Below are 20,798 nucleotides of genomic sequence, written 5' to 3' on the forward strand. Positions count from 1 at the left end.
TGTCCATCGTGAGGACATGTCCACAGTCAGGAATGTCTTCGCCGAGCAGTGAATAGACCGAACTTCCCCGGCGATCAAGCGTTTGTCGGTCGATAAGTTGCTGGCATCGTTGTTGCAGATGTCGGCCTAGGGGAGTCTTTGAGGCCCGAAGCACGACTCCCCAAGATAACTTATGACTGGAGACATTCGATGAAGACAACAATGGTGCGGTTATGCGCATTCGCCGGCCTACTCATGCTTTGCCACTCGTCGTTCGCCGTAGAGCCGCTCCGGATCGGCGCCCTCGTCGACATGACTGGCGTGTATTCCGGCATCGGTGGGCCCGGTGGTGTTGCGGCCGTCAAAATGGCGGTGGACGATTTTGGCGGAAAGGTGCTTGGCCGACCCATCGAGGTCCTCAGCGCGGACTATCAAAGCAAGGTGGATGTTGCCGCTACCCGTGCGCGCGAGTGGTATGACAGAGACAATGTTTCGATGATCACCGAGTCAACGGACTCCGCGGCCGCGCTTGCACTGCAGCATATCGGTGAAAGCAAGAGGAAGATCACCATTTTTGCCGGTTCCGCAACTACTCAACTAACGGGCAAGCAATGCTCGCCATATGGCGTTCACTATGTGTACGACACTTATGCCTTGGCGAACGGTACCGCTCGCGCAATCGTAAGCGAGGGGAAAAAGAACTGGTTCTTCGTCACTGCCGATTACGCCTTCGGCCACTCTCTGGAAGCCAATGCGAAGGCAGTCGTCGAGCAAGCTGGCGGAAAAGTCGTAGGCGAGGTGCGCCATCCGCTGGCTGCGCCTGACTTCGCTTCGTTTCTTTTGCAGGCGCAAGCATCGGGTGCGCAGGTCATTGGCCTCGCCGACGCTGGCCGGGACGCTCAAAACGCAGTGCGTCAAGCGGCTCAATTCGGCATGGGGGGCGGGAAGCAAGTCGTTGCACCGTTGCTGATCTTCGATAGTGATCTCAAAGGCATTGGACTCAAAGTCGCGCAGGGATTGCAGTTCACGACCGCATTCTACTGGGATTACAACGATGAGACACGCGCTTTCGCCAAACGGTTCTTCGCGAAGACAAAATCGATGCCGACGATGGTGCAGGCCGGTATGTACTCCGCTGTCATGCATTATTTGCAGGCGGTCCAGGCGGCTGGCAGTGACGACGCCGATAAGGTGATGGTGAAGATGCGCGAGTTGCCGATCAACGACTTCTTCGGAAAAGGCGGCCGGATTGCGTCAAATGGCCAGATGTTTCACGACATGTATCTTGCCGAGGCAAAAAAGCCCTCTGAGTCCAAGGGCGAGTGGGACCTGCTTAGGGTCATTAAGGTCATTCCCAAGGATCAAGCTTTTCAGCCTGTCGAACAGAGTGGTTGCCCGCTGAAGGATTGAATTCTTCAGTTTCAAGGTTCGTGGGCGCCCCACTGCATGAACTGCGCGAGCAGGCCGACACGATGCGCGGTCATCGTTGCAAACAGCGTGTGGAGCGCGTACCGACGTTCTACGACCATGAACGAACTGATTGGGGAAAGATGGGACCGGGTGACGGGCGTTGAGACACGTTTATCTTCGTCAAGGAATTGATGAAACTATGTTCATCGCAAATCTCTGCTTCCACCACCATGACTGCCTCAACCATCTCGATGCCGCAGATCAGGACTGCGGCGCCGTCGATTGCGCGGGTTACGCCACAAGAGTCGCCTACCGAACTCGCGAGGCCTGATTCCCGCTTGCAACAACACCCCGGTTTTCAACGGCTGTTCAGGCCGGGTGCACTAACCATCGGACTGATTCTGCCTTTGGAAACGCATCCGGGGCGCCCTGCACCGACAATGCGCGACCATGTGCAGATGGCCCAACGCGCCGAAGCAATGGGCTTTGGAGCGCTGTGGATGCGCGATGTGCCTTTCTATGATCCGAAATATGGTGACGTCGCGCAGGTATTTGAGCCGATGGTCTACATTGCATACCTTGCCGCAGCGACCCACAGCATCGCATTGGGTACCACGGGCATTGTGCTGCCGACGCGCGAGCCAATGTACCTCGCCAAGCAAGCCACGTCGCTTGACCAGCTCAGCGGCGGCCGTCTCGTGCTCGGCATGTCCTCGGGGGATCGTGACAGCGACTACCCGATGCTTGGCATCGACTTTGACTCCCGGGGCGAGCGCTATAGAGACGCATTCTCGGTGTTCCGAGCCCTGACGGAGAAAAGCTTTCCGAGCTTTCAGTCTTCACGATTCGGCGGGGCGGCCGGTACTCTGGATCTGGTGCCCAAAGCCCGGTTCGGGAGGGTGCCCGCTATCGCGGTGGGGCAGGCGCAGCAGAGCATCGAGTGGCTTGCGCACAACTTGGACGGCTTTTTGTCGGTAACGCCTACTCCGGACCAGTTAGCTGAGCTCGGACAAGAATGGCGCACGCAGGTGCGCGTTGCTGCCGGCGCGAATGCATACAAGCCATTGGGGCTGGGGGGCTATCTCGACTTGAGCAAAGACCCAGATGTGCCACTTCGACGTATCCCGGGCGGGCTTCGCGCGGGTCGCAACGCATTGCGCGATTACCTCTACTTCGCGCAGTCTGCCGGCGTCTCGCACGTTGCGCTCAATCCGAAAGTCAGCCGCCAGCCGTATGCCGAGATTTTGGACGAGCTGGCCGAATATGTGCTGCCCCATTTCCCATCGCATGGCTAGAGCTGATGGGACTGACAATGGAGACGAACCGTCTCGGTGACATCGCTGCTTTCGTCGCTGCTGTCAAGGCGGGCAGTTTCACGGCTGGCGCCGACACGCTCGGACTGACCCGCTCGGCGGTAGGAAAAAGTATTGGAAGGCTTGAGGCGCAGCTTGGCGTTCGCCTTCTCAACCGTACAACGAGGCAGCTCAGCCTGACCGATGACGGCAGAATTGTCTTCGACCGGTGTCGTCAGATTCTCGATGATCTCGACGACATGGAGGCCGCAATTGCAACGCGACGAGGCAAGCCTAGCGGAACGCTCAAACTGACTGCGCCAATTTCCTTCGGGCAGCGTCATGTGCTGCCCATTGTTGATGAGTATCTAAAGCAATGGCCGGATCTGCGGGCCGATATCTGGTTCACGGACCGATTCGTGGACTTGATTGAAGAAGGCTTTGACATCGCTATCCGGGTTGGTGAACCTCAAGACGATTCGCAGATTATGACGCGAACCATTGCGACCCAGCAGTTCATCACGTGCGCATCGCCGGAATATCTGAAGAGGCGAGGGATTCCTGAACAGCCTCAAGACCTTGACGGACACGATACGATCGTCTTCATCAGTGCAGGCCGCCCTCGCGGCTGGCACTTCGAGACCCCGACGGGGCCATGTTTTCATGAAGCGCCGGGCCGACTGAACATCGACAGCTCGGAAGCTATGCGGCAGTCCGCGCTCGCCGGCTTCGGGGTGGTGAACCTGCCCACCTACATACTCGGCGCTGATGTCCAGGAGGGCTCCCTCGTGGAAGTTCTGAAGCCCTATCGTCCGAAGCCCGATCCGATTCGCGTGACTTACCCAACGAAACGACATTTGTCACCTCGCACGCGCGGGTTCATCGACTTGCTGGCCGAACACTGGCAGCACGGCGTGCCATGGGAGCCGCTGGCCGAACCGAGCAAGTGAATTGTGGCGACGCTGGTTCCTCGCGGATCGATCCACCAGTAATTGGGTCCTCTCCGGACCTGCTGTCGGGCTCGAAGCCGCCTTTTTCTCGGGTAGGGAAGACCCCCAAACTGTCGCCACTTCAGCCACTGAAGCTGGATAGATAGCTCCACCCCTGGCTCGCAGTAGACGGCGGAAATCGACTTATAAATGATCAATTGATCGATAGTGGTCGAGATTTATCGGGCATGTCACTGCGGGAGCGATTGTAGCTAACGTTTTTATAAGGATTTTAGATGGAAACTTTATTCGATTCTTTCAATCTCGGCGATCTGATGTTGCCGAACCGCATTGTCATGGCGCCGTTGACCCGCGCTCGTGCTGACGAAAACGACGTTCCAACGGATCTTATGTCTCGCTATTACGTTCAACGTGCGAGTGCTGGCTTCATCATTTCGGAAGCGATTAACATTACACGTCGGTCGCAGTCGTTTGAGCGCTCGCCGGGTCTGTATAGCAATGAACAGACCGCTGGATGGCGCAAAGTTGTATCGAATGTGCATGAGGCGGGCGGCCGTATCGTTGCGCAACTCTGGCATACGGGCCGTGCGAGCTCGTTTGCCTTGCTTAAGGGAGAGGCGCCCGTTTCTCCTTCGGGTGTCAACGATGACCTCCATACACTGCACGTTTGGGGGCAAATGCAGAACGGCGTCTATACGAAGATTCATGCTACGCCCTTCAGGGCTCTGACAGCCGACGAGGTCCGTGAAACGGTGATGGAATATCGGAAAGGCGCGGAGAACGCGCAAGCGGCTGGTTTCGATGGCGTGGAAATCCACGCGGCAAACGGCTATCTGATCCATCAGTTTCTCTCGCCGACGATCAACCAGCGGACGGACCAGTACGGCGGATCGATTGAGAACAGGGCTCGCTTTCTGCGCGAAATCGTCCTGCAGGTTGCTGAAGTAATGCCGCTGGAGCGTATTGGGGTGCGCATTTCTCCATTCGCGGACTACAACAATGTGCGTGATCCGAACCCCGTCGAAACCTACAAATATGTCGCGGCAATGCTGCAGGAGTTGGGGGTGGGCTATCTGCATGTGGCCGATACCAACGGCTGGTTTGATCGCCCGGATCTGCCTGAATTGCTCTCGATCGTCCGGCCGGCATACGGTGGCGCGCTGATTGTCAACGGTGGGATTGACGGCGAGAAGGCTGCACGGTTAGTTAAGGAGGGGCAGACGGATCTAGTGGCGTTTGGCCGCGCCTTCATCGCGAATCCGGACCTGGTACAACGTCTGAAAAAGGGGCTGCCGGTCTCTATGCCGGCGCCCAACGATTGGTACGGTGGCTCGGAGAAGGGTTATACGGACTTCCCCGAGCATGAGGTTGAAGTCGTGTAACTGGACGGGTATCGTCGAGACGTTGGGCCGCCTATACGTCGGTAGCGAAATGGATTGTTCGGTGCCAGCTTCCGTTGCCAGACGGCTTCGCTTTGGCCGCACACTGAACTCCCAAGTGCGGTCAGGCCTCGTCTGCCAGCAGCGAGAGATCGAGGCCGGCGCGGCGCCACAGCCACGGACTCGGGCGGTAGCGCATGTCGCCTGTGAGGCGTTCCATGTTGCGCAGCGTCTCCAGCACTAGTCTGGAGCCTATTGCATCGCCTAGCGCCAACGGTCCTTTGGGGTAGCCAAGTCCCAAATTGACCGCCAAGTCGATGTCTACGGGCAATGCTATGCGTTGCTGCGCGATGTCGCTGGCAATGTTGATGATGGAACAGAGGATGCGCTGCGCGACAAAGCCGGCCGAATCTCGGATCACCGTGACAGGTACGCCGTCGCTGGCGAAAAGGCCATGTGCCGCATCGCGTATGGAAGTCAGCGTGGCCGGTGTCGTCATTAGCGTGCGTCGCTTGGAACCCTCGAACGGCAGCAGCGTATCGATAGCGATCACGCGGTTGGCGTCGAAGCCTTCTTCCAATGCGCACGTGGTGGCATCTAGGCCTAGTGGCGTGACGATGATCAGCGCATCGGCCGATGGTCTGTCTCCAGGCTCAGGAGCGACGTTTAGTTCTGCGAGAAGCTTCGAGACCATTTTGTGGCCGCGTTCGTTGGCTCGGCTTACCCAGACATTTGCCGGTCGTGTCTCGGGCGCAGCGGCGGCGTGAACGCTTTGCTTTTGGCCGTTCTCGTAGCGGTAGAACCCGGCACCGGCTTTTCGGCCGACCAGACCACCGACCGAGCGGATAGCCGTGATGGGAGAGGGGCGAAATCGCGGTTCGTGGTAGAACTGGTTGTAGATCGACTCCATAACCGGGTGAGAAACGTCCAACCCGGTCAGATCCAATAGCTCGAACGGGCCCATTCGAAAACCGGCCTGTTCGCGCATGATGTCGTCAATGTCGGAAAACGCGGCCACACCTTCCTGCGCGACCTTTAGCCCCTCGATGTTCATGCCCCGGCCGGCGTGATTAACGACGAAGCCGGGCATGTCCTTGCAGCGGACCGGAGTATGGCCCATGCGACGTGCAAGCGCCATCAGCGCGTCGCCCGTTGCGGAATGACTCGATACGCCATCAATCACTTCGACCACCTTCATCAGTGGTACAGGATTGAAGAAGTGAAAGCCCGCAATGCGACCAACATACTTCGCCCCCGCTGCGATTGCAGTGATCGAAAGCGACGATGTGTTGGATGCGATGATCGCCGTGGGGCGAACGACTGTCTCTAGCTTGGCGACAAGGTCCCGTTTGACGTCGAGCTTCTCGACAATGGCTTCGACGACGACGTCGCAGCCGGCGAGTTCCTCAAGTGCAGAGCAAGGGCACACGCGCGCGAGCGCGGCAACGACTTCGTCGGAGCTCAACTTCCCCTTGTTGGCGAGTTTGGACAGCGTGTCCTGCAGATGCTGACGGGCAGCTGTCACGGCTTCCGGACTGGTATCGAACAGCCTAACGGCGAGGCCTGCTTGCGCCGCGATCTGTGCAATGCCGCGGCCCATGGCGCCTGCGCCGACGATGCCTAACGTCTCGACCGGATTCGTTGAAGCTGGAGTTGAGTACATTGGGTTCCCTTGAACGATAAGTTGCTATCTGATCGCGAGGCCGAGCACTGCGGCCCTTGCGCAGAGGAAAGATTGGACAAACACCATGCGGGACGGAGCGGCCGCCGGGACTTGGGTCAGCGACTGCCCACACCGGACGTCTCAGTCGAGAACAAGGACATATTTGCCCGAGACCTGCCCTGAGGCGAGCTTCGATAACCCCTCGCCAGCGCGAGCGAGAGGAAGCTTGTCCGCGATTCTCGGCTGGATGGCTGCGTTTTCATACAGGCGAAAGAGTTCCTGCTGCACCGCTTCGACCTTCTCCGGTTGTTTCTCCCGATAGTCGCTCCATTGAAGACCACTAACGCTGATGTTTTTCACGAGGAGGTAGTTGGCCTTGATTTCCGGTATGCGCCCGGAGGCGAATCCGATGACGACGGCACGCCCACACCAAGCCATGGCACGAAGGGACGCATCGAATACATCGCCGCCGAGCGTGTCAAGCAACACGTCGGCACCGTGACCATCGGTCACGGCACGGACTTGCTCACGCAAAGAATCGCGCAGATTCGGCGCAGCCAGGTCGATCACTGCATCGGCGCCCGTCTCTTTGATGAATCTTTCCTGGTCGGTTCCGCTGACCCCGGCTAGTGCGCGACCTCCCAGTCCCTTTACGATCTGGATTGCCGCCGAGCCGACACCACCTGCAGCGCCCGTAACGAGCACCGTCTCTCCGGGGCGATAGCCACCCCGTTCACAGAGTGCAAAGTACGCCGTTTGGAAAACCAGCCCCATGGCGGCGGCGTCCGCGAACGGCATCGAATCGGGTATCTGGAAGCACGCATGCTCGCTCGCGCTTGCCAACTCCGCGTAGCCGCCATACTCGAGTTGAGCGACTACGCGGTCTCCTGGGCGAAAGCGCGTGACGTTCTGTCCGACAGCGCGCACGACACCGGCGGCATCTTTCCCGGGTGCAAAGGGGCGCGGTGGGAGAATCTGGTATTTCCCTCTGACGACCAGCAGGTCCGGATAGTTGATTGCCGCAGCGTGTACCTCAACGAGCACGCTGTCGTCGTCCATGCGTGGATCAGGCAACTCACCCACACTCAGGTGTTCCGGTTCATTGAACTCCTCGATAACAATCGCTTTCATTTCGTTTGACCTAACTGCTTCGGGAGATGATTGTGGGATCCGAGCGCCGGCGCGGTCTGCGTGAGGCTCGGATTACGAAACGTTTCCGCCACGGGTACCGGCAGCGCCGGCAGAGTGGCTCCAGAGGCCGTTTTTACCGTGTGTTCAAAAATGCCGCGAGCAGCGAAATGAGGAGCGGTTCTCGCTTCCTCCAGGCTCACAACACGGCTCGTACAAACGTCCTGCCCGGCGAAGCGTTCCTCCCAATAGGCTGCCGTGTTTTGCGAGATTACTTCCGCCACGGCTTCGGTAGCTTGCGCAGAGGACATCTGAGCCAACGTATCGACGTCAAGACCGATAAGGGAGATGAAGTTGCTCCAGAATTTCTCCTCGATCGGGGCTGCGGCGATAAAGGCGTCGTCAGAGGTCCGGTATATCTGATAGCGAGGAGACCCGCCCGTCACCAGATCGGAGGCAGGTAGAGGCCAGCGGCCACAAGCGCCGCTGCCGAGCCCCCAGTACTGGAACGTGAAGAGGTTGTCTGCCATCGATATGTCCAGATGGACGCCGTTTCCCGTTACGTCCCGTTGTCGCAAGGCGAGCAGGATATTGATCATGGCCGGATAGGCCCCTCCGGCGATGTCGGCAATCAGGGCAGGGGGTAGGCCAGGGCGGCCGTCGGCACCAGCAGTCAAGGAAAGCATCCCTGAGGCCGCCAGGTAGTTCAGATCGTGCGCCGCTTCCGCCGCCCGCGGGCCGGTCTGGCCGAAGCCTGTGATCGAACAGTAAATGAGGCGCGGATTGAGTTTTGCCAAAGCCGCATACCCGAGTCCCAACCGATCCATCACGCCGGGGCGGAACTGCTCGACGAGTACGTCGGCTTGTTCGATGAGCGGTGTCAGGCTTTCAACGGCATCCGGGGACTTCAGATCGATGACAACCGACTTCTTGCCGCGATTGAGCAGCACGAAGTTTGCGCTGTCCTCATCCACCTTCGGCTCGTATGTACGCATCTCGTCGCCGCGGTCGGGACGCTCCAACTTGATCACCTCCGCCCCAGCTTCCGCGAGCAGGAGCGAGCAGAGCGGTCCAGGCAGCAGCGTGCTGAAATCCAGCACCTTGAGTCCGGCGAGCGGTTGCGTCACAGGGTCCCCCGCTTTGCTCGTTCGGCAGCGATCTGCGCGCGACGCGCCGGAGCGTAGGCCTCTTGCCCGAGGGCTTCATAGAGTGCCTGAGTGATCGCATAGTGCTGAGCCAACCCCGTCCGCTCGAGCAGCGATATCGGTCCTTCGGGGTAGCCAAGGCCGAGGCACAAGGTCTTGTCGAGGTCGTCGGCGCTCGCCAGCTTTTCGTCGAGGCGTCGCAGCGCGGCGTTGAAATACGGACGAATGAGCCGATCGACGATACGCCCTGGGAAGTCGTTGCAAACCGCGACGACCAGCCCTGCTGCCTCGAAGACTGCCTTTGCCGCTTCGATCGCGGACGGGTGAGTCCCTGGTTGCTTCACCAGTTCGACAAGCGAGCTTGGGTCTGCGTCTCCGAGCCGGAAGCGGGAGAACCCAAGAACGTTCGCGCCTTCGAGCCCGCGGCTTTCGCCAGTGTGCAGCCCTAAACATTCAGTGCCGAGTTCGATGGCAACGAAGGCCCGCGCTTCATGTTCGACGCCATGGCCGTACGCACGGCCTGCGTCGACGCCCAGATAGACGAGCCCGCGCCCTTCGGGCGAAGCTTGGTCGAGAAAGGCATGGGAGGACGGGAAGGAACGGCTTTCGCCGGCTCGGATAATTTCATAGCGCATGTCAGGCTCCAAACATTTTCGTATCGCCGTAGATATGAAAACCCTTGCCGGTTTTCTTGCCGAGACGGTTTGCCGCGATCATGCGCCGTACCAGCGGGGGGCATGCTGCCCGGGACTCGTGGGTGAGCCCGTACATGGCTTCGCAAAGCAGCTTCTGGGTATCCATGCCAACGAGATCGAGCAGCTCGAGCGGTCCCATCGGATAGCCGAGCGCCGTTTTGATGGCCACATCGATATCACCCGGTTCGGCAACGCCTTGCTCGACAAGCCTGATCGCGTCGTTGTTGAAGGGAATCAGGAAGTAGTTGAGGATGAAGCCGGGGGTATCCTGCGTCGCGACAGGCTTTTGCCCCATGGATTCGGCAAAGGCCCAAGCGCGCTGGAAAGTCTCGGTCGAAGTTTCGAGGCCAGGCGACATCTCGGTCAGCTTCATCAGTTGTGCGGGCAAACAAAAATGCATCCCGACAAAGCGGTCCGGCCTTCCGGACCCACCGGCAATCTCGGTAATCGAGATAGTCGACGTGTTCGAGGCGAAGATCGTTGTATCCGGGCATACCCGGCCGAGTTCCTGGAAAAGCCGATGCTTTACGGCAAGGTCCTCGAACACTGCCTCGATCACAATGTCGCATTGAGCGAGGCTCGATAGCTCGGTGGTGCTTTTCCAACGGTCAAGCGTTGCCGCCGCAGCGCCCGGAGGCAGCTTGCCCTTTTGCTCGGACTTCGTGAGAAACGCCTCTGTTTGCCCTCTGGCTCGATCAAGCGCGTCCTGTCGAGTGTCAAATACGATGGTCTTAAAGCCCGCTCGCGCTGCGACAGTGGCGATGCCGGCGCCCATCGTGCCGGCGCCGGCTACGCCGACGGTCTGGATGCTTGTCATGCACGTCTCCTATTTCTTGAGAAAGCTGCGTCCGATCAATTGGCGATGTACTTGATTCGTACCCTCCCAGATCTGAGTGATCTTGGCGTCGCGCATCAACCGCTCTACCCGATAGTCGTTGCAATACCCATATCCACCAAGGAGCTGAACCGCGTCCGTCGTGATACGCATGGCTGCGTCCGATGCTCGCTGCTTCAGCAGCGACGCTTCGACGCCAAAATCCTGCTCGCCCGCGTCAACCATTTCGGCCACGCGCCAGAGCCAGGACTCGCAAAGCGCCAGCTCGGAAGCTAGATCGGCGAGCATGAACTGGATACCCTGAAACTCGAGAATTTTTCGGCCGGACTGCCTGCGTTCATTGATGTAATCGACGGCATCTTCGAACGCGGCGCGCGCGATGCCGAGGGCGTGCGCGGCGATGCTGGGGCGAGAGCGGTTGAGTGAGCCAAAGAGGATTTTCAGGCCGTCGCCAGGCTTGCCGATAAGATTGGCACGCGGCACACGGCAGCCTTCGAAGGACAGGCTCGCAGTGCTCGATGCTCGCGTACCCATCTTGTTCTCGGTGCCCAAAAAGCGCAGGCCATCGGTTCCCTTCTCGAGAATGAGGACGGAAATTGCCGATTTGGGATCGTCGATTTTCGACCATTTGCCAAAGAGCAGGTATTGGTCCGCAACATCGCCGTTGGTAATAAAAATTTTGCCGCCGTTGACGACGATGTCGTCGCCGTCCGGTGTAAACATCGTGCGCATGCCTGTCGCATCCGAGCCTGCCGACGTTTCTGTAATGGCGAGCGACGCGAGGCCACCGTCCGCGATACGCGGCAGTAGTCGCCTCTTTTGCTCTTCGTTTCCGTACTCGATGAGCGGCTTGATGGCGTGGAAGTTCGTTGCCCAGATGATGCCGGTCGAGGCGCAAGCCTTGGCGATCTCGCGCACGCAAGCCAGGTAGCAGCGATAGGACAGTTGCGCCCCGCCATAGGCGTCGGGGATGAACATCGCGTTTAGCCCGAGCTCGTTGATGGCCCGGACGTTTTCCCAGGGGAAGGCACCGGTTCGGTCGTAGTCGGCCGCGCGTGGCGCGATCTGCTCTTGGCAGAGCGCCTTGACGCTATCGAGCAGCATCCGTTCCTCGTCGGACAGCGCGAGCCGCGCATCGAGCCGTTCCAGAATGTTCATGAATTCATCCTTACTCAGAGTGCGACGCCTTGGCCGCCATCGACATACAGGGTCTCGCCGGTCATGAATCGCGCCGGAAGTTGGAACAGCATGGCCACGAAACGGCCGATATCGCTCGCGTGGCCAGGCCCGCCCGTCGGAATCCGCTTCTTCAGGAATGCCTGCAGCGGACCTTCGTTCAAGTCCTCGCGGTTCAAATCGGTTTCGATGTAACCGGGAGCGATATTGAGCACGTTGATGCCATCTCGAGCCCATTCCACGGCCAAGCAGCGGGAAATTGCGCCCACTGCGGCCTTCGACGCGCAATAGGCGGCATTGCCTTTCACCCCGAGCTTGTCGTAGAACGAGCCGATGTTCACGATCAGCGCCGAGCCCGATTCGCGCAGATAGGGGTAGGCGGCTTGGCTCATGAGCAATACCGATGTCGCATTGGCCGTCATGACGCGCTGGAAATCGGCAATCGGGAAGGTGGCGGAATGGCCTTGCAAATGCACGCCCGCATTGTTCACGAGACCGACGATTGAATGCTCCGACGACTTTTCAATTTCTGCGAAAGCTTGGCGTACGGATTCGGCATCTGTGACGTCGCAGCGCATCGCAAGCAATCGTCGTGCTTCGGATTCTTCGAGTCCTGTTGCATCAGGCATATCACCTGAGCGGGACAGGCATGCGACGCGGAAGCCTACGCGCGCGAGTTCGGTCGAAATGGACGCGCCGATACCCCGGCTACCGCCAGTGACAACGATAGTGCCGATGATCGGATCAGGCATCTTTGAACTCCGCTGGACGTTTTTCGATGAAGGCGCGCATCCCCTCGGTCGCGTCTTCGGTCTGGTATGCGAGTGTCGACAGGTCGGCTTCAATCTCCAGCCCTTCGTCGAGCGTGGTCGCCATGCCCCGCCTTATCGCCTCCCGCGCAAACTGGGATGCGCAGCGGCTGTAGCTCACAAACTCGCCCAGGAACGATTTGCCTAGTTCAACAGGATCGCCGTCAGTGACGACACGGTTGACGAGCCCCCAGCGCTCTGCTTCGATTGCATCGATCGTTCTTCCAGACATCACCAGTTCGGTGGCACGTGCTTCGCCGACCAAGCGAGGAAGGCGTTGCGTGCCGCCATATCCGGGAATGAGGCCGAGTTTGATTTCGGGAAGACCCATGCGCGCTTGTGTGGTGGCGATACGGAACGTGCAGGCCATGGCAAGTTCGAGTCCGCCACCGAACGCGTAGCCATGCAGGACCGCGACCGACGGTATGGGCAACGCAGCCAGCTTCGCAAAGGTACGCTGACCCAGCTGAGCGCCGCGACGTTGCGATATCAGGCCGCGGTCCAGCAATTCCATGATGTCGGCACCGGCGCAGAAGGCTTTGGGCCCGGCGCCTGTGACGACAAGGGCGCGTGCGCTGGACGCGGCGATCCGGTCTACCGCTTCGGAGATGGCTTCGAGCATGGCGAACTGCAGTGCATTTCGCGCTTCGGGGCGATTGAGCGTGAGGACTGCAAAGCGGCCGGCGTATTCGAGATTGATGGTCATGCTCACGCTCCTGCGACGGCTGCCGCTTTATAGCGAACCGAAATCGGCTCTAGGTCGCCTCGCAGCGTCATTTCCACCAAATCGCGCTTGAGGATCTTGCCGCTTGCGGTCAGGGGAAAACGGTCGAGGGCAAGAAAATACTCCGGCATGTCGTACTTCGAGAGTCCGCTATTCGCGAGGTGCGCCAGCAGGTCTTCAGGTGCAAGGCACTGTCCCTCGCGTACGATCACGGAAACGCAGACTTTCTCGCCGAGCCGTGCATCCTGAACGGGGTACGCGGCCGCGCGCTCGACCAGGGGATGACGCATCGCGAGCTCCTCGATGCGTGCCGGATGAATGTTGTGTCCGCCGCGAATGATCAGGTCTTTCTTGCGCCCAACGATGATGAGGCACCCGTTTTCGTCGATCACGCCCAAGTCTCCACTCATGAACCATCCATGGATGTTGAAGGACGATTCCGTGGCGACCTGATTGCTGAAGTACCCGAGCATCAGGAGGCCGCCGCGGCTACCGATTTCGCCGACTTCTCCGACGTCCGCTTCGAGATCGGGGTTGTCCTGCTTCCAGAGTTTGACCTCATAGCCGCGGCATGCTCGTCCACAAGTGGCAACGATGGTGTCTTGCGTATCGTCGGGGACGGTATAGTTGTGCGACCCGTTTTCGGTCATGCCATATACGTTTTGCGGGGTCACGCCCAGACTCAGAAACTTTTGAGCGACTTCGCATGGGATGGCCGAACCCGCCATATAGAAAGTGCGAACGTCGCCGAGGGAGTGCATCCCGCGTTCCTTTACCGCTTGCAGGATGTCCATTGCGTGAGTTGGCACCCCCATGACGTATGTCGCGCCAGTCTCGAGAATCCAGTCGAGCGCGTGTTTGCCCGCTCGGGTGCTCGTCATGACAAGTTCCAGGCCTGCAACGAGCATTTGCTCCAGGGCCACCGTTGCTATGTGATGGCTCATCGGGCTGAGCGTCAGCAGCGTCGTGTCGGCCGTGTGGCCCCAATCCTCGACGAGCGCGCGTCCGTTCGCCAACAGCGTGTTGTCGCTGTGCATCACGCCCTTGGGCAGACCCGTGGTTCCCGATGTGAACGCGAGATAGACGATCTTGTCGGGATTGAGATCGGGCGTGGTAACCGCCGACGGCGGCTGGCGGTCCGGAAATCGCCGCGCCCAGGCTGGAAGCAGCGCGTCGTCCCCAACCGGATTGGGCAATGTGAAAACGGATTTGAGTGTCGGGATGTCATCCGCGCGCGCAAAAATGGAGTTGCGATCGGAATCGGCGCCGTAGCCAGGCATGCCGAAAAGCGCCCTGCATTGAATGCGATTGAGTAGCGTGCAGATTTCATCGACGGTGTAGTTCTGGTGAAGGGAAGGGCAGCATACGTAACCGTTGCGTGAGCAGGCGAGGAAGACGATCGTCGCATGCACGACGTTGGGCAGCCAGATACCAACGCGGTCGCCGGGCTTGAGTCCATCGCGGTGAAGTGCTTCGGCGACGCTATCGACCCAGTCAACGACTTCACGCCACGTCAAACGCAGATCCGCATCGCGCAGTGCGCACGAGGTAGGCCGCTCCCGTGCATGCCTACGAGCCAGGGTATAGAGCGTCTCTTGTTGCCAGACGCCGGACAGGTAATAGTCCCTGGCATTTTGCGGGTTGTGAAGCGTCAGGATGTTCTGCATGACCGCCCCCTGTGCCCTAGTGGCCGAACTTGGTAGTGTCGGGTTTGCGGCGTTCGGCGAATGCGGACGCCAACTCCTCGTGTTCGCTCGAATCCAGGTAGCCGCGCAGCAGCAGATCATGCGCCATGCGCGACAACCCGCTCACGCCGCCGTGGCGCGCATTGAACGCACTCTTGAGCGACGCCAGCGCGAACGCACCGCGTTCCGCGATCTCGAGCGCGTATTCCCGCGTTGCAGTCTTCAGTTGGTCGTCTGGCACGACCCGGTTGATCAGGCCGATCTCGAGTGCTTCCCGAGCGGTGATTTTTGGATTGCGGAACCAGATGTCCTTGGCGCGCTTTTTTCCGACGAGGTCTTCGAGGTACCACGTGCCATAACCGCCATCGAAGCTGCCAACCATCGGGCCCACCTGTCGGAAGATGGCGGACTCCTTGGCGATCGTCAGGTCACAGACGACTTGCAGCACATGGCCGCCGCCGACGGCAAAGCCATTGACCGAGGCAACGACAGGCTTTTGCAGCCGATCGATGCTTTCGTACATTTCGAGCGTGGGAAGGACGCCAGCGTAGAGGGTGGTGTCTTGCAGCCCGTCTTTGCGGCCTCCGGTGCAGAAGAACTTGTCGCCGGCGCCTGTAATGACGATCACGCGCGTGCGCGTTTCACGCCGAATTGAATTGATGCAGTCGCGGATCTCGTGGCACATGGTCTCGGTGAACATGTTCCCGTCATCCGGGCGGTTCAACGTGATCGTGCCGATGGGACCGTCTTCTTCATAAAGAATTTCAGAGTAGGACATGGCGTCTCCTGGTTAGACAATTTCTGAGTCGATGAGGCCCGCGATGCAGGTCGCGGTCATGGAAAGTCGTTCGCTGAGGATGCGTTCCGTGTCTTGTCCCAGCTTAGGCGGTGAAGTGCGGAACACCGCGCGCTTGCCGTCGAATCCGATACCGAGCCCCACATGAGGCACAAGGCCAGCGGCTCCTTCGCTGGCGAAGAACATGCCTTCGTCCCGCAGGGGAGCATCGGCAACGAGTTGGTCGATGCTGTTGATCGGCCCGGCAGGAATGCGGTATTCCGCGAATTGGGCGAGCCAATGCGCGCGGGGATGAGCCTCAAGAATGGCGGCGATAGTCGCAACAATTTTCTCGCGGGCGTTTCGTCGCTTCGCATTCGTTTCGAAGTCCAACTTTCGCCCGTATTCTGGGCGGCCAACCGCGGTCCAGAAACGGTCCCAAATTGCGTCGTTGCCTAGACCCAGCGTGATGGGATAGTCGGCTGTGTCGAACACCTGATAAATAGCGATTACGGAGTCCTTCCCGCCAGAGCGCATAGGCGATTCGCCAGATCCGAGGTATGGGACGATGCGTGGGGCCATGAATCGCGCGGATGTGGCGACCATCGAAACGTCGATTTGCTTGCCGAGGCCGGTGCGTTCGCGCTCGAAAAGTGCTGCAAGCGTTGCCGTCGCGATATCCTGGCCGGCGAGTAGATCGGCGGCTGGCGTCCCGACCTTTTGCGGCGGCCGATCCGCTTCACCGGTGAGATGCATGACGCCAGAATAGCCTTCCGCAATCAAGTCGTAGCAGGGCAGGTCCTTGCGCGGACCGCCGAGGCCAAAGCCCGTGACCGAGACATGGATCAGCGTCGGCTGTATGGTTTTCAGCGTCTCATAATCGAGTTGGAGTTTTTCCTGGATGCGTTGGGTCGTGTTGAGTACGACGACGTCCGATTGACGCACGAGTTCATGAGCGATTCGGCGGCCCTCTGGCCGAGTGAGGTCGATCGTCATGCTAGCCTTATTCCTGTTCATGCTCAGGAACCAAAGCGACTCGCCATTCAGGAATGGCGGCCCCCAACTGCGTGTATCGTCACCGCCCTGGCGCTTTTCGACTTTGATGACCTCTGCGCCGAGATCGGCAAGAAGAAGCGTGCCGTAAGGACCTGCGACCGATGTGGTGAAGTCGAGAACCCGGACACCATGCAAGCATCGCAGGCCGGGGCCGGCGCTAATAAGCGGAAGTGTATTCAGTGCGTCCATTAGAGTTCAGTTTTTTACCAGTGCGCCGATTACTGCAACGCCCATGCCAATTTGCGTGGCATGAGCGTTGCTTTGCTCGGTGCGAGTTCGGCGGAGAGGCGTCACGGCGAGGGCCACCGCAGTTGAAGCGGCTTTGAGCCGGGCGCAAAGGTCAAGGCAGGCTTAGAATCGGACAGTGTGCTATGTGTACGCGAGCCGGACGACGGCAGTGAATGTGTAGTCGAGAAAGACACTGAGGGACTGGCGAACGAGTCCATGTTCATGGTCGGGAGACATGAAGCGCGAATCAGAAGGGATTCTCGTCCTTGATGACGAGGGGAAAGTGACGTTTGCCAGCGGCCTTGGACGAGACGCGCTGGTTTCGAAATTACTCGGTCGGGTCTGGCAGAACCGCGATCGGATTCCGCTCAAGCGATTGTCGGCGATAGCGGAGTTCGAGCGCCCGCTGACGGTCGCTGCGATTCCCGCGCGCGATGCTGTGTGCTTCCTGATCTTTGCCGTCAAGGAGGCTGACGAGCTGAGCGAGTTTCTCGCCAGCGTCGATTCGGCAGAGGACATCCTGCGGCATTTCATCACCGACCCATACAAGGCGATGATCGTCGTCGATACGGCCGGGAAGATCACGTACATGAGCCCGATCCATGAGCGGTTCTTTGGCCTCAAGCACGCGGAAGCGATCGGTCAGCACGTCACTTCCGTCATCGAAAACACGAAGCTTCATGAAGTCGTGGCGACGGGCAAGGGGCAAGTTGCCCAATTGCAGGAGATGAATGGCGTCACACGCGTGGTTACGCGCCTGCCGATTCTCGACCGCAACAAGCGCGTCGTCGCGGCGATCGGGCAAGTCATGTTTAAGGGGCCCGAGGCGATGCGCGAGCTAACGGCCGAGCTCGCGCAAGTCAGGCAGGAGCGGGATTTCTACAAGCGTGAGCTTTCCGGCATCCGTAACCGGACTTACGGGCTCGACCAGATTGTCGGAAGCAGCGACGCGGTGCGCCGCCTCAAAGAGGACATTCTGCGCGTCGCTCCGCTCGACGTGCCCGTGCTGCTTGCTGGCGAGAGCGGTACCGGCAAGGAGCTGGTGTCCCATGCCATCCACATGCTAAGCCCCCGCAGCGATAAGCCGCTCGTGTTGGTCAATGCGGCCGCCATGCCGGCGAATCTGGTCGAGAGCGAGTTGTTCGGTTACGAGCCGGGCGCGTTCACCGGCGCGGATCGAAAAGGACGTAAAGGCAAATTCGAAGCGGCCGACACGGGAACGCTGTTTCTCGACGAAATCGGCGACATGCCGATCGATATGCAGGTGAAGCTGCTTCGCGTGCTCCAAGACGGGCAGTTCGAGCGCATCGGCGGCGACCGGGCGAGGCACTCGGATTTCCGGCTCATTTCAGCAAGCAACCGCGATTTCAAATCGATGATCGCCGGCTCCACTTTCCGGCTCGATCTGTTCTACCGGATCAGCGCTGTGACACTGCGGTTGCCGCCTTTGCGCGAACGCCTCGAAGATATCCCCGAGCTCGCGGATACTTTCCTCGAGGCGTTTGCCGGCCGCCATGGAACGCCGAAGAAATCGATTTCCGACTCGGCCCTCCACTTCTTGCAATCTCGCGCGTGGCCGGGAAACGTCCGGCAACTGCAGCACGCAATCGAGCGTGCCGCGATTTTCTGTGACGGGCCGATGCTCTCGATCGGCGACTTCGGTAGCCTCGAGGGTGCTACGCAGCCAGTGGCCACGCCACTGGCTACCGATAGTTCGTTGGTAAAGGCCAAAAGCACCGTCGATATTCGAGAAGCCAAGGAGCGGATCGAATCCGAGCTGATCCGGGAAGCAATGCAGCGAACGGGCGGGAACAAGAAAAGAGTGGCCGAAGAACTGGGTATCTCGCGTTCTTATCTGTACAAGCGACTCAGCATGATGGAGGCGCTCGAGGGCGACGAGCGCGAGCGGCGTTAGCGTTTCAATTGCCGCTGTCTTCGGCGGAAGACTGTCTTCAGCAACGACACGAGATCGGGCTCGTGTCTTCCTCGCAGTCACGAATGTTGCTCGAACATCACGCATGCATCGAGACCTGTTGCGCCGGAGCGCCGCAAAGCCCTTGAGCGGTGGGGCCCCGCAACAGACGCAAAACCATCGATAGGCTGGTTGGCACAGTTGTCGCTCTCTTCGCTCAAGCGTGGCATTGCTGCGCGATAACCGCCCGAGCGATCGCTCGACAGAGGCGATGGCGATATAAATCAAGTTATCTGGGATAACAATGGAGACACGGATGAGATCCGCATCAATCAATGCGATCGGTCAATTGACGGGCGATGAGACGATTGAACAGAAGCGCAAGAGCGCCATTAGAGGGGCTGTCCTCTCGGAATTCATCGACATGTTCGATATTTACCTACCGGTAATTATCCTTGCGCCGATACAGTCGTTCTTTTTGCCGCGGCACCTGTCAGGCGGTCATCAGGCAATCTTGGAGTCCTTGGTATTTATCACGACATTGCTCGGTCGCCCGCTCGGCGCGCTCTTGTTTGGAAGAATCGCTGACAAGGTCGGTCGTCGCGCGGCATCCATTGCATCCGTGAGCGGATTTGCCGTCACGACCTTCCTTATCGCGCTGATACCGGGTTACGAGTCGATAGGAATCGCGTCATACTGGATCTTGGTGGGGCTGCGATTCATCGATGGGATATTTCTCGGGGGCGGATATACAGGCGCGGTACCACTCGCAATCGAATACTCGAAGAGGGAACAGCGCGGCGTCGTGGGCGGACTCATTCTGGCTGGCTTCCCGGCCGCCTATGTGGCTATCAATCTGATTGCCATGATCATGTTCGAACTGTTTCCAGTGGGTGGGCCACAGTCCGCCTATGCGCAGTGGGGGTGGCGCATTCCATTTGGTTTGGGTGCGTTGATGGCCGCGATCTTGGCGTTCTACTATGTCCGCAAGGTGACGGAATCCGAAGTGTGGGCTGGCAAATCGATGCGCGCGGCTGGAGCGACGACTTCGAACCGTCTCTTCAAAGGTCACGAATTGAGGAATCTGGTGCAGGTGTTGTTGATGATGACCGGATTTTGGCTGACCCAAAACGTCGTCGGATTGTTTGTTCCGACCGGTGTTTTGCTCAAGACCCTGCATCTGACGGCGTTCCAAATGACGGCCACGCTCATGATCTCGTACACCGTGCTCTGCTTCGGCTATGTGGGTGCCGGAGTTTTGGGCCAGCGGATCGGCCGCCGGACCATGCTGTCGCTGATAGGAGGACTGACTTGCACAATCGGGGCTTTGCTCCTTTATTTGCTGATTGGAGCGGCCGGCCGAAGCCTTCCCATTGTCGTGCTGCTCGTGTGCGGCCTGGCCATTGTCGTGAGCTCGGCTTGGGCTGTCATCGTGACCTACATCAATGAACGCTTTGCGACCGGCGTGCGTGCCACGGGCTTTGGCGTCGGCTATAGCCTGTCGGTCATCGTGCCGTCGTTCTACGCCTTCTACATGAGTTGGCTCGGCTCCGTGATGCCGCTGCAATACGCGCCTGTGGCACTGCTTTGCATCGGCGGAGTAATCGCATGCTTCGGCGCTCTCCTCGGACCAGAGACCAAGGATGTCGAACTTTGATCGACGTGCGGTTCGCGCGGGCGGCAGGGCATTTCCCACCGGGGCGAAGCGCTCAGTGGCGCAAATCATCGCATGTTGAACATAACAATGAGTAGTTTCGTATGGGTGCCCGAGTGGCACATCCTGAAAGGAGCAGAGCATTGAAGGTTTTAGTGTCCGCAAAACGTGTGGTTGACTACAACGTGAAGGTCCGGGTGAAGTCGGACGGCACGGGTGTCGACATCGCGAACGTGAAGATGTCGATGAATCCGTTCGACGAAATCGCCGTCGAGGAAGCGGTGCGCCTGAAGGAAGCGGGCG

At 59.3% G+C, this 20,798-nt stretch carries 17 protein-coding genes and 1 pseudogene; 7 read left to right on the plus strand and 11 right to left on the minus strand.

The annotated features are described in order from the left end of the window. Positions 1 to 189: 189 nt before the first annotated feature. The 4 genes from AB4Y31_RS27565 (at position 190) to AB4Y31_RS27580 (ending at position 5,013) form a co-directional block, all read left to right on the plus strand. Positions 190 to 1,389, plus strand: coding sequence for an ABC transporter substrate-binding protein (locus AB4Y31_RS27565; RefSeq protein WP_368676788.1), 1,200 nt, complete (start codon positions 190 to 192; stop codon positions 1,387 to 1,389). A 338-nt stretch (positions 1,390 to 1,727) separates the two neighbouring features. Further along, positions 1,728 to 2,684 (plus strand): LLM class oxidoreductase, encoded by a 957-nt coding sequence (locus AB4Y31_RS27570; protein WP_368676789.1) that lies wholly within the window; start codon positions 1,728 to 1,730, stop codon positions 2,682 to 2,684. Positions 2,685 to 2,701: 17 nt separating this feature from the next. After that, positions 2,702 to 3,631: a LysR substrate-binding domain-containing protein gene (locus AB4Y31_RS27575; protein ID WP_368676790.1), complete on the plus strand. Its 930-nt coding sequence runs from the start codon at positions 2,702 to 2,704 to the stop codon at positions 3,629 to 3,631. 275 nt (positions 3,632 to 3,906) lie between these two features. Continuing rightward, positions 3,907 to 5,013 (plus strand): alkene reductase, encoded by a 1,107-nt coding sequence (locus tag AB4Y31_RS27580; protein WP_368676791.1) that lies wholly within the window; start codon positions 3,907 to 3,909, stop codon positions 5,011 to 5,013. Positions 5,014 to 5,134: 121 nt separating this feature from the next. Here the strand turns inward: AB4Y31_RS27580 and AB4Y31_RS27585 are convergent, their stop codons facing one another. From AB4Y31_RS27585 to AB4Y31_RS27635, 11 genes are all read right to left on the minus strand, one after another. Beyond that, positions 5,135 to 6,673, minus strand: a complete 1,539-nt coding sequence (locus AB4Y31_RS27585) for a 3-hydroxyacyl-CoA dehydrogenase (RefSeq protein WP_368676792.1) — start codon at positions 6,671 to 6,673, stop codon at positions 5,135 to 5,137. Positions 6,674 to 6,814: 141 nt separating this feature from the next. After that, the gene (locus AB4Y31_RS27590; protein WP_368676793.1) at positions 6,815 to 7,804 is read right to left on the minus strand and encodes an NADPH:quinone oxidoreductase family protein; all 990 of its coding nucleotides are present in this window, start codon (positions 7,802 to 7,804) and stop codon (positions 6,815 to 6,817) included. Then, positions 7,801 to 8,928, minus strand: a complete 1,128-nt coding sequence (locus AB4Y31_RS27595; RefSeq protein ID WP_368676794.1) for a CaiB/BaiF CoA transferase family protein — start codon at positions 8,926 to 8,928, stop codon at positions 7,801 to 7,803. The genes AB4Y31_RS27590 and AB4Y31_RS27595 overlap by 4 nt, the downstream gene beginning before the upstream one ends. Beyond that, on the minus strand, positions 8,925 to 9,581 hold the full coding sequence (locus AB4Y31_RS27600; RefSeq protein ID WP_368676795.1) for a 3-hydroxyacyl-CoA dehydrogenase family protein: 657 nt from the start codon (positions 9,579 to 9,581) through the stop codon (positions 8,925 to 8,927). The genes AB4Y31_RS27595 and AB4Y31_RS27600 overlap by 4 nt, the downstream gene beginning before the upstream one ends. A gap of 1 nt (position 9,582) precedes the next feature. Next, positions 9,583 to 10,458, minus strand: coding sequence for a 3-hydroxyacyl-CoA dehydrogenase family protein (locus tag AB4Y31_RS27605; RefSeq protein ID WP_368676796.1), 876 nt, complete (start codon positions 10,456 to 10,458; stop codon positions 9,583 to 9,585). Between the two features lie 9 nt (positions 10,459 to 10,467). Beyond that, positions 10,468 to 11,634 carry an acyl-CoA dehydrogenase family protein gene (locus AB4Y31_RS27610; protein WP_368676797.1) on the minus strand — a complete coding sequence of 389 codons (1,167 nt, stop codon included), beginning with the start codon at positions 11,632 to 11,634 and terminating at the stop codon, positions 10,468 to 10,470. Between the two features lie 14 nt (positions 11,635 to 11,648). Beyond that, positions 11,649 to 12,404 carry an SDR family NAD(P)-dependent oxidoreductase gene (locus AB4Y31_RS27615; RefSeq protein ID WP_368676798.1) on the minus strand — a complete coding sequence of 252 codons (756 nt, stop codon included), beginning with the start codon at positions 12,402 to 12,404 and terminating at the stop codon, positions 11,649 to 11,651. Further along, the gene (locus tag AB4Y31_RS27620; RefSeq protein ID WP_368676799.1) at positions 12,397 to 13,167 is read right to left on the minus strand and encodes an enoyl-CoA hydratase/isomerase family protein; all 771 of its coding nucleotides are present in this window, start codon (positions 13,165 to 13,167) and stop codon (positions 12,397 to 12,399) included. The genes AB4Y31_RS27615 and AB4Y31_RS27620 overlap by 8 nt, the downstream gene beginning before the upstream one ends. Before the next feature lie 2 nt (positions 13,168 to 13,169). After that, on the minus strand, positions 13,170 to 14,852 hold the full coding sequence (locus tag AB4Y31_RS27625) for a class I adenylate-forming enzyme family protein (RefSeq protein WP_368676800.1): 1,683 nt from the start codon (positions 14,850 to 14,852) through the stop codon (positions 13,170 to 13,172). 16 nt (positions 14,853 to 14,868) lie between these two features. After that, a complete protein-coding gene (locus AB4Y31_RS27630; RefSeq protein WP_368676801.1) occupies positions 14,869 to 15,648 on the minus strand; it encodes an enoyl-CoA hydratase-related protein in 780 nt (259 codons plus the stop codon). Positions 15,649 to 15,660: 12 nt separating this feature from the next. Next, a complete protein-coding gene (locus AB4Y31_RS27635) occupies positions 15,661 to 16,890 on the minus strand; it encodes a CaiB/BaiF CoA transferase family protein (protein ID WP_368676802.1) in 1,230 nt (409 codons plus the stop codon). Between the two features lie 274 nt (positions 16,891 to 17,164). Between AB4Y31_RS27635 and AB4Y31_RS27640 the strand changes: the two genes are divergently transcribed. From AB4Y31_RS27640 to AB4Y31_RS27650, 3 genes and pseudogenes are all read left to right on the plus strand, one after another. Further along, complete coding sequence (locus AB4Y31_RS27640; RefSeq protein WP_368676803.1) at positions 17,165 to 18,844, plus strand: sigma-54 interaction domain-containing protein; 1,680 nt, start codon at positions 17,165 to 17,167, stop codon at positions 18,842 to 18,844. Positions 18,845 to 19,145: 301 nt separating this feature from the next. Beyond that, on the plus strand, positions 19,146 to 20,498 hold the full coding sequence (locus tag AB4Y31_RS27645) for an MFS transporter (protein WP_368676804.1): 1,353 nt from the start codon (positions 19,146 to 19,148) through the stop codon (positions 20,496 to 20,498). Between the two features lie 140 nt (positions 20,499 to 20,638). Continuing rightward, positions 20,639 to 20,798, plus strand: a pseudogene (locus AB4Y31_RS27650) (electron transfer flavoprotein subunit beta/FixA family protein); the annotation flags it as partial.

The organism is Trinickia sp. EG282A, assembly GCF_040965455.1.
GTDB classification, from domain to species: domain Bacteria; phylum Pseudomonadota; class Gammaproteobacteria; order Burkholderiales; family Burkholderiaceae; genus Trinickia; species Trinickia symbiotica.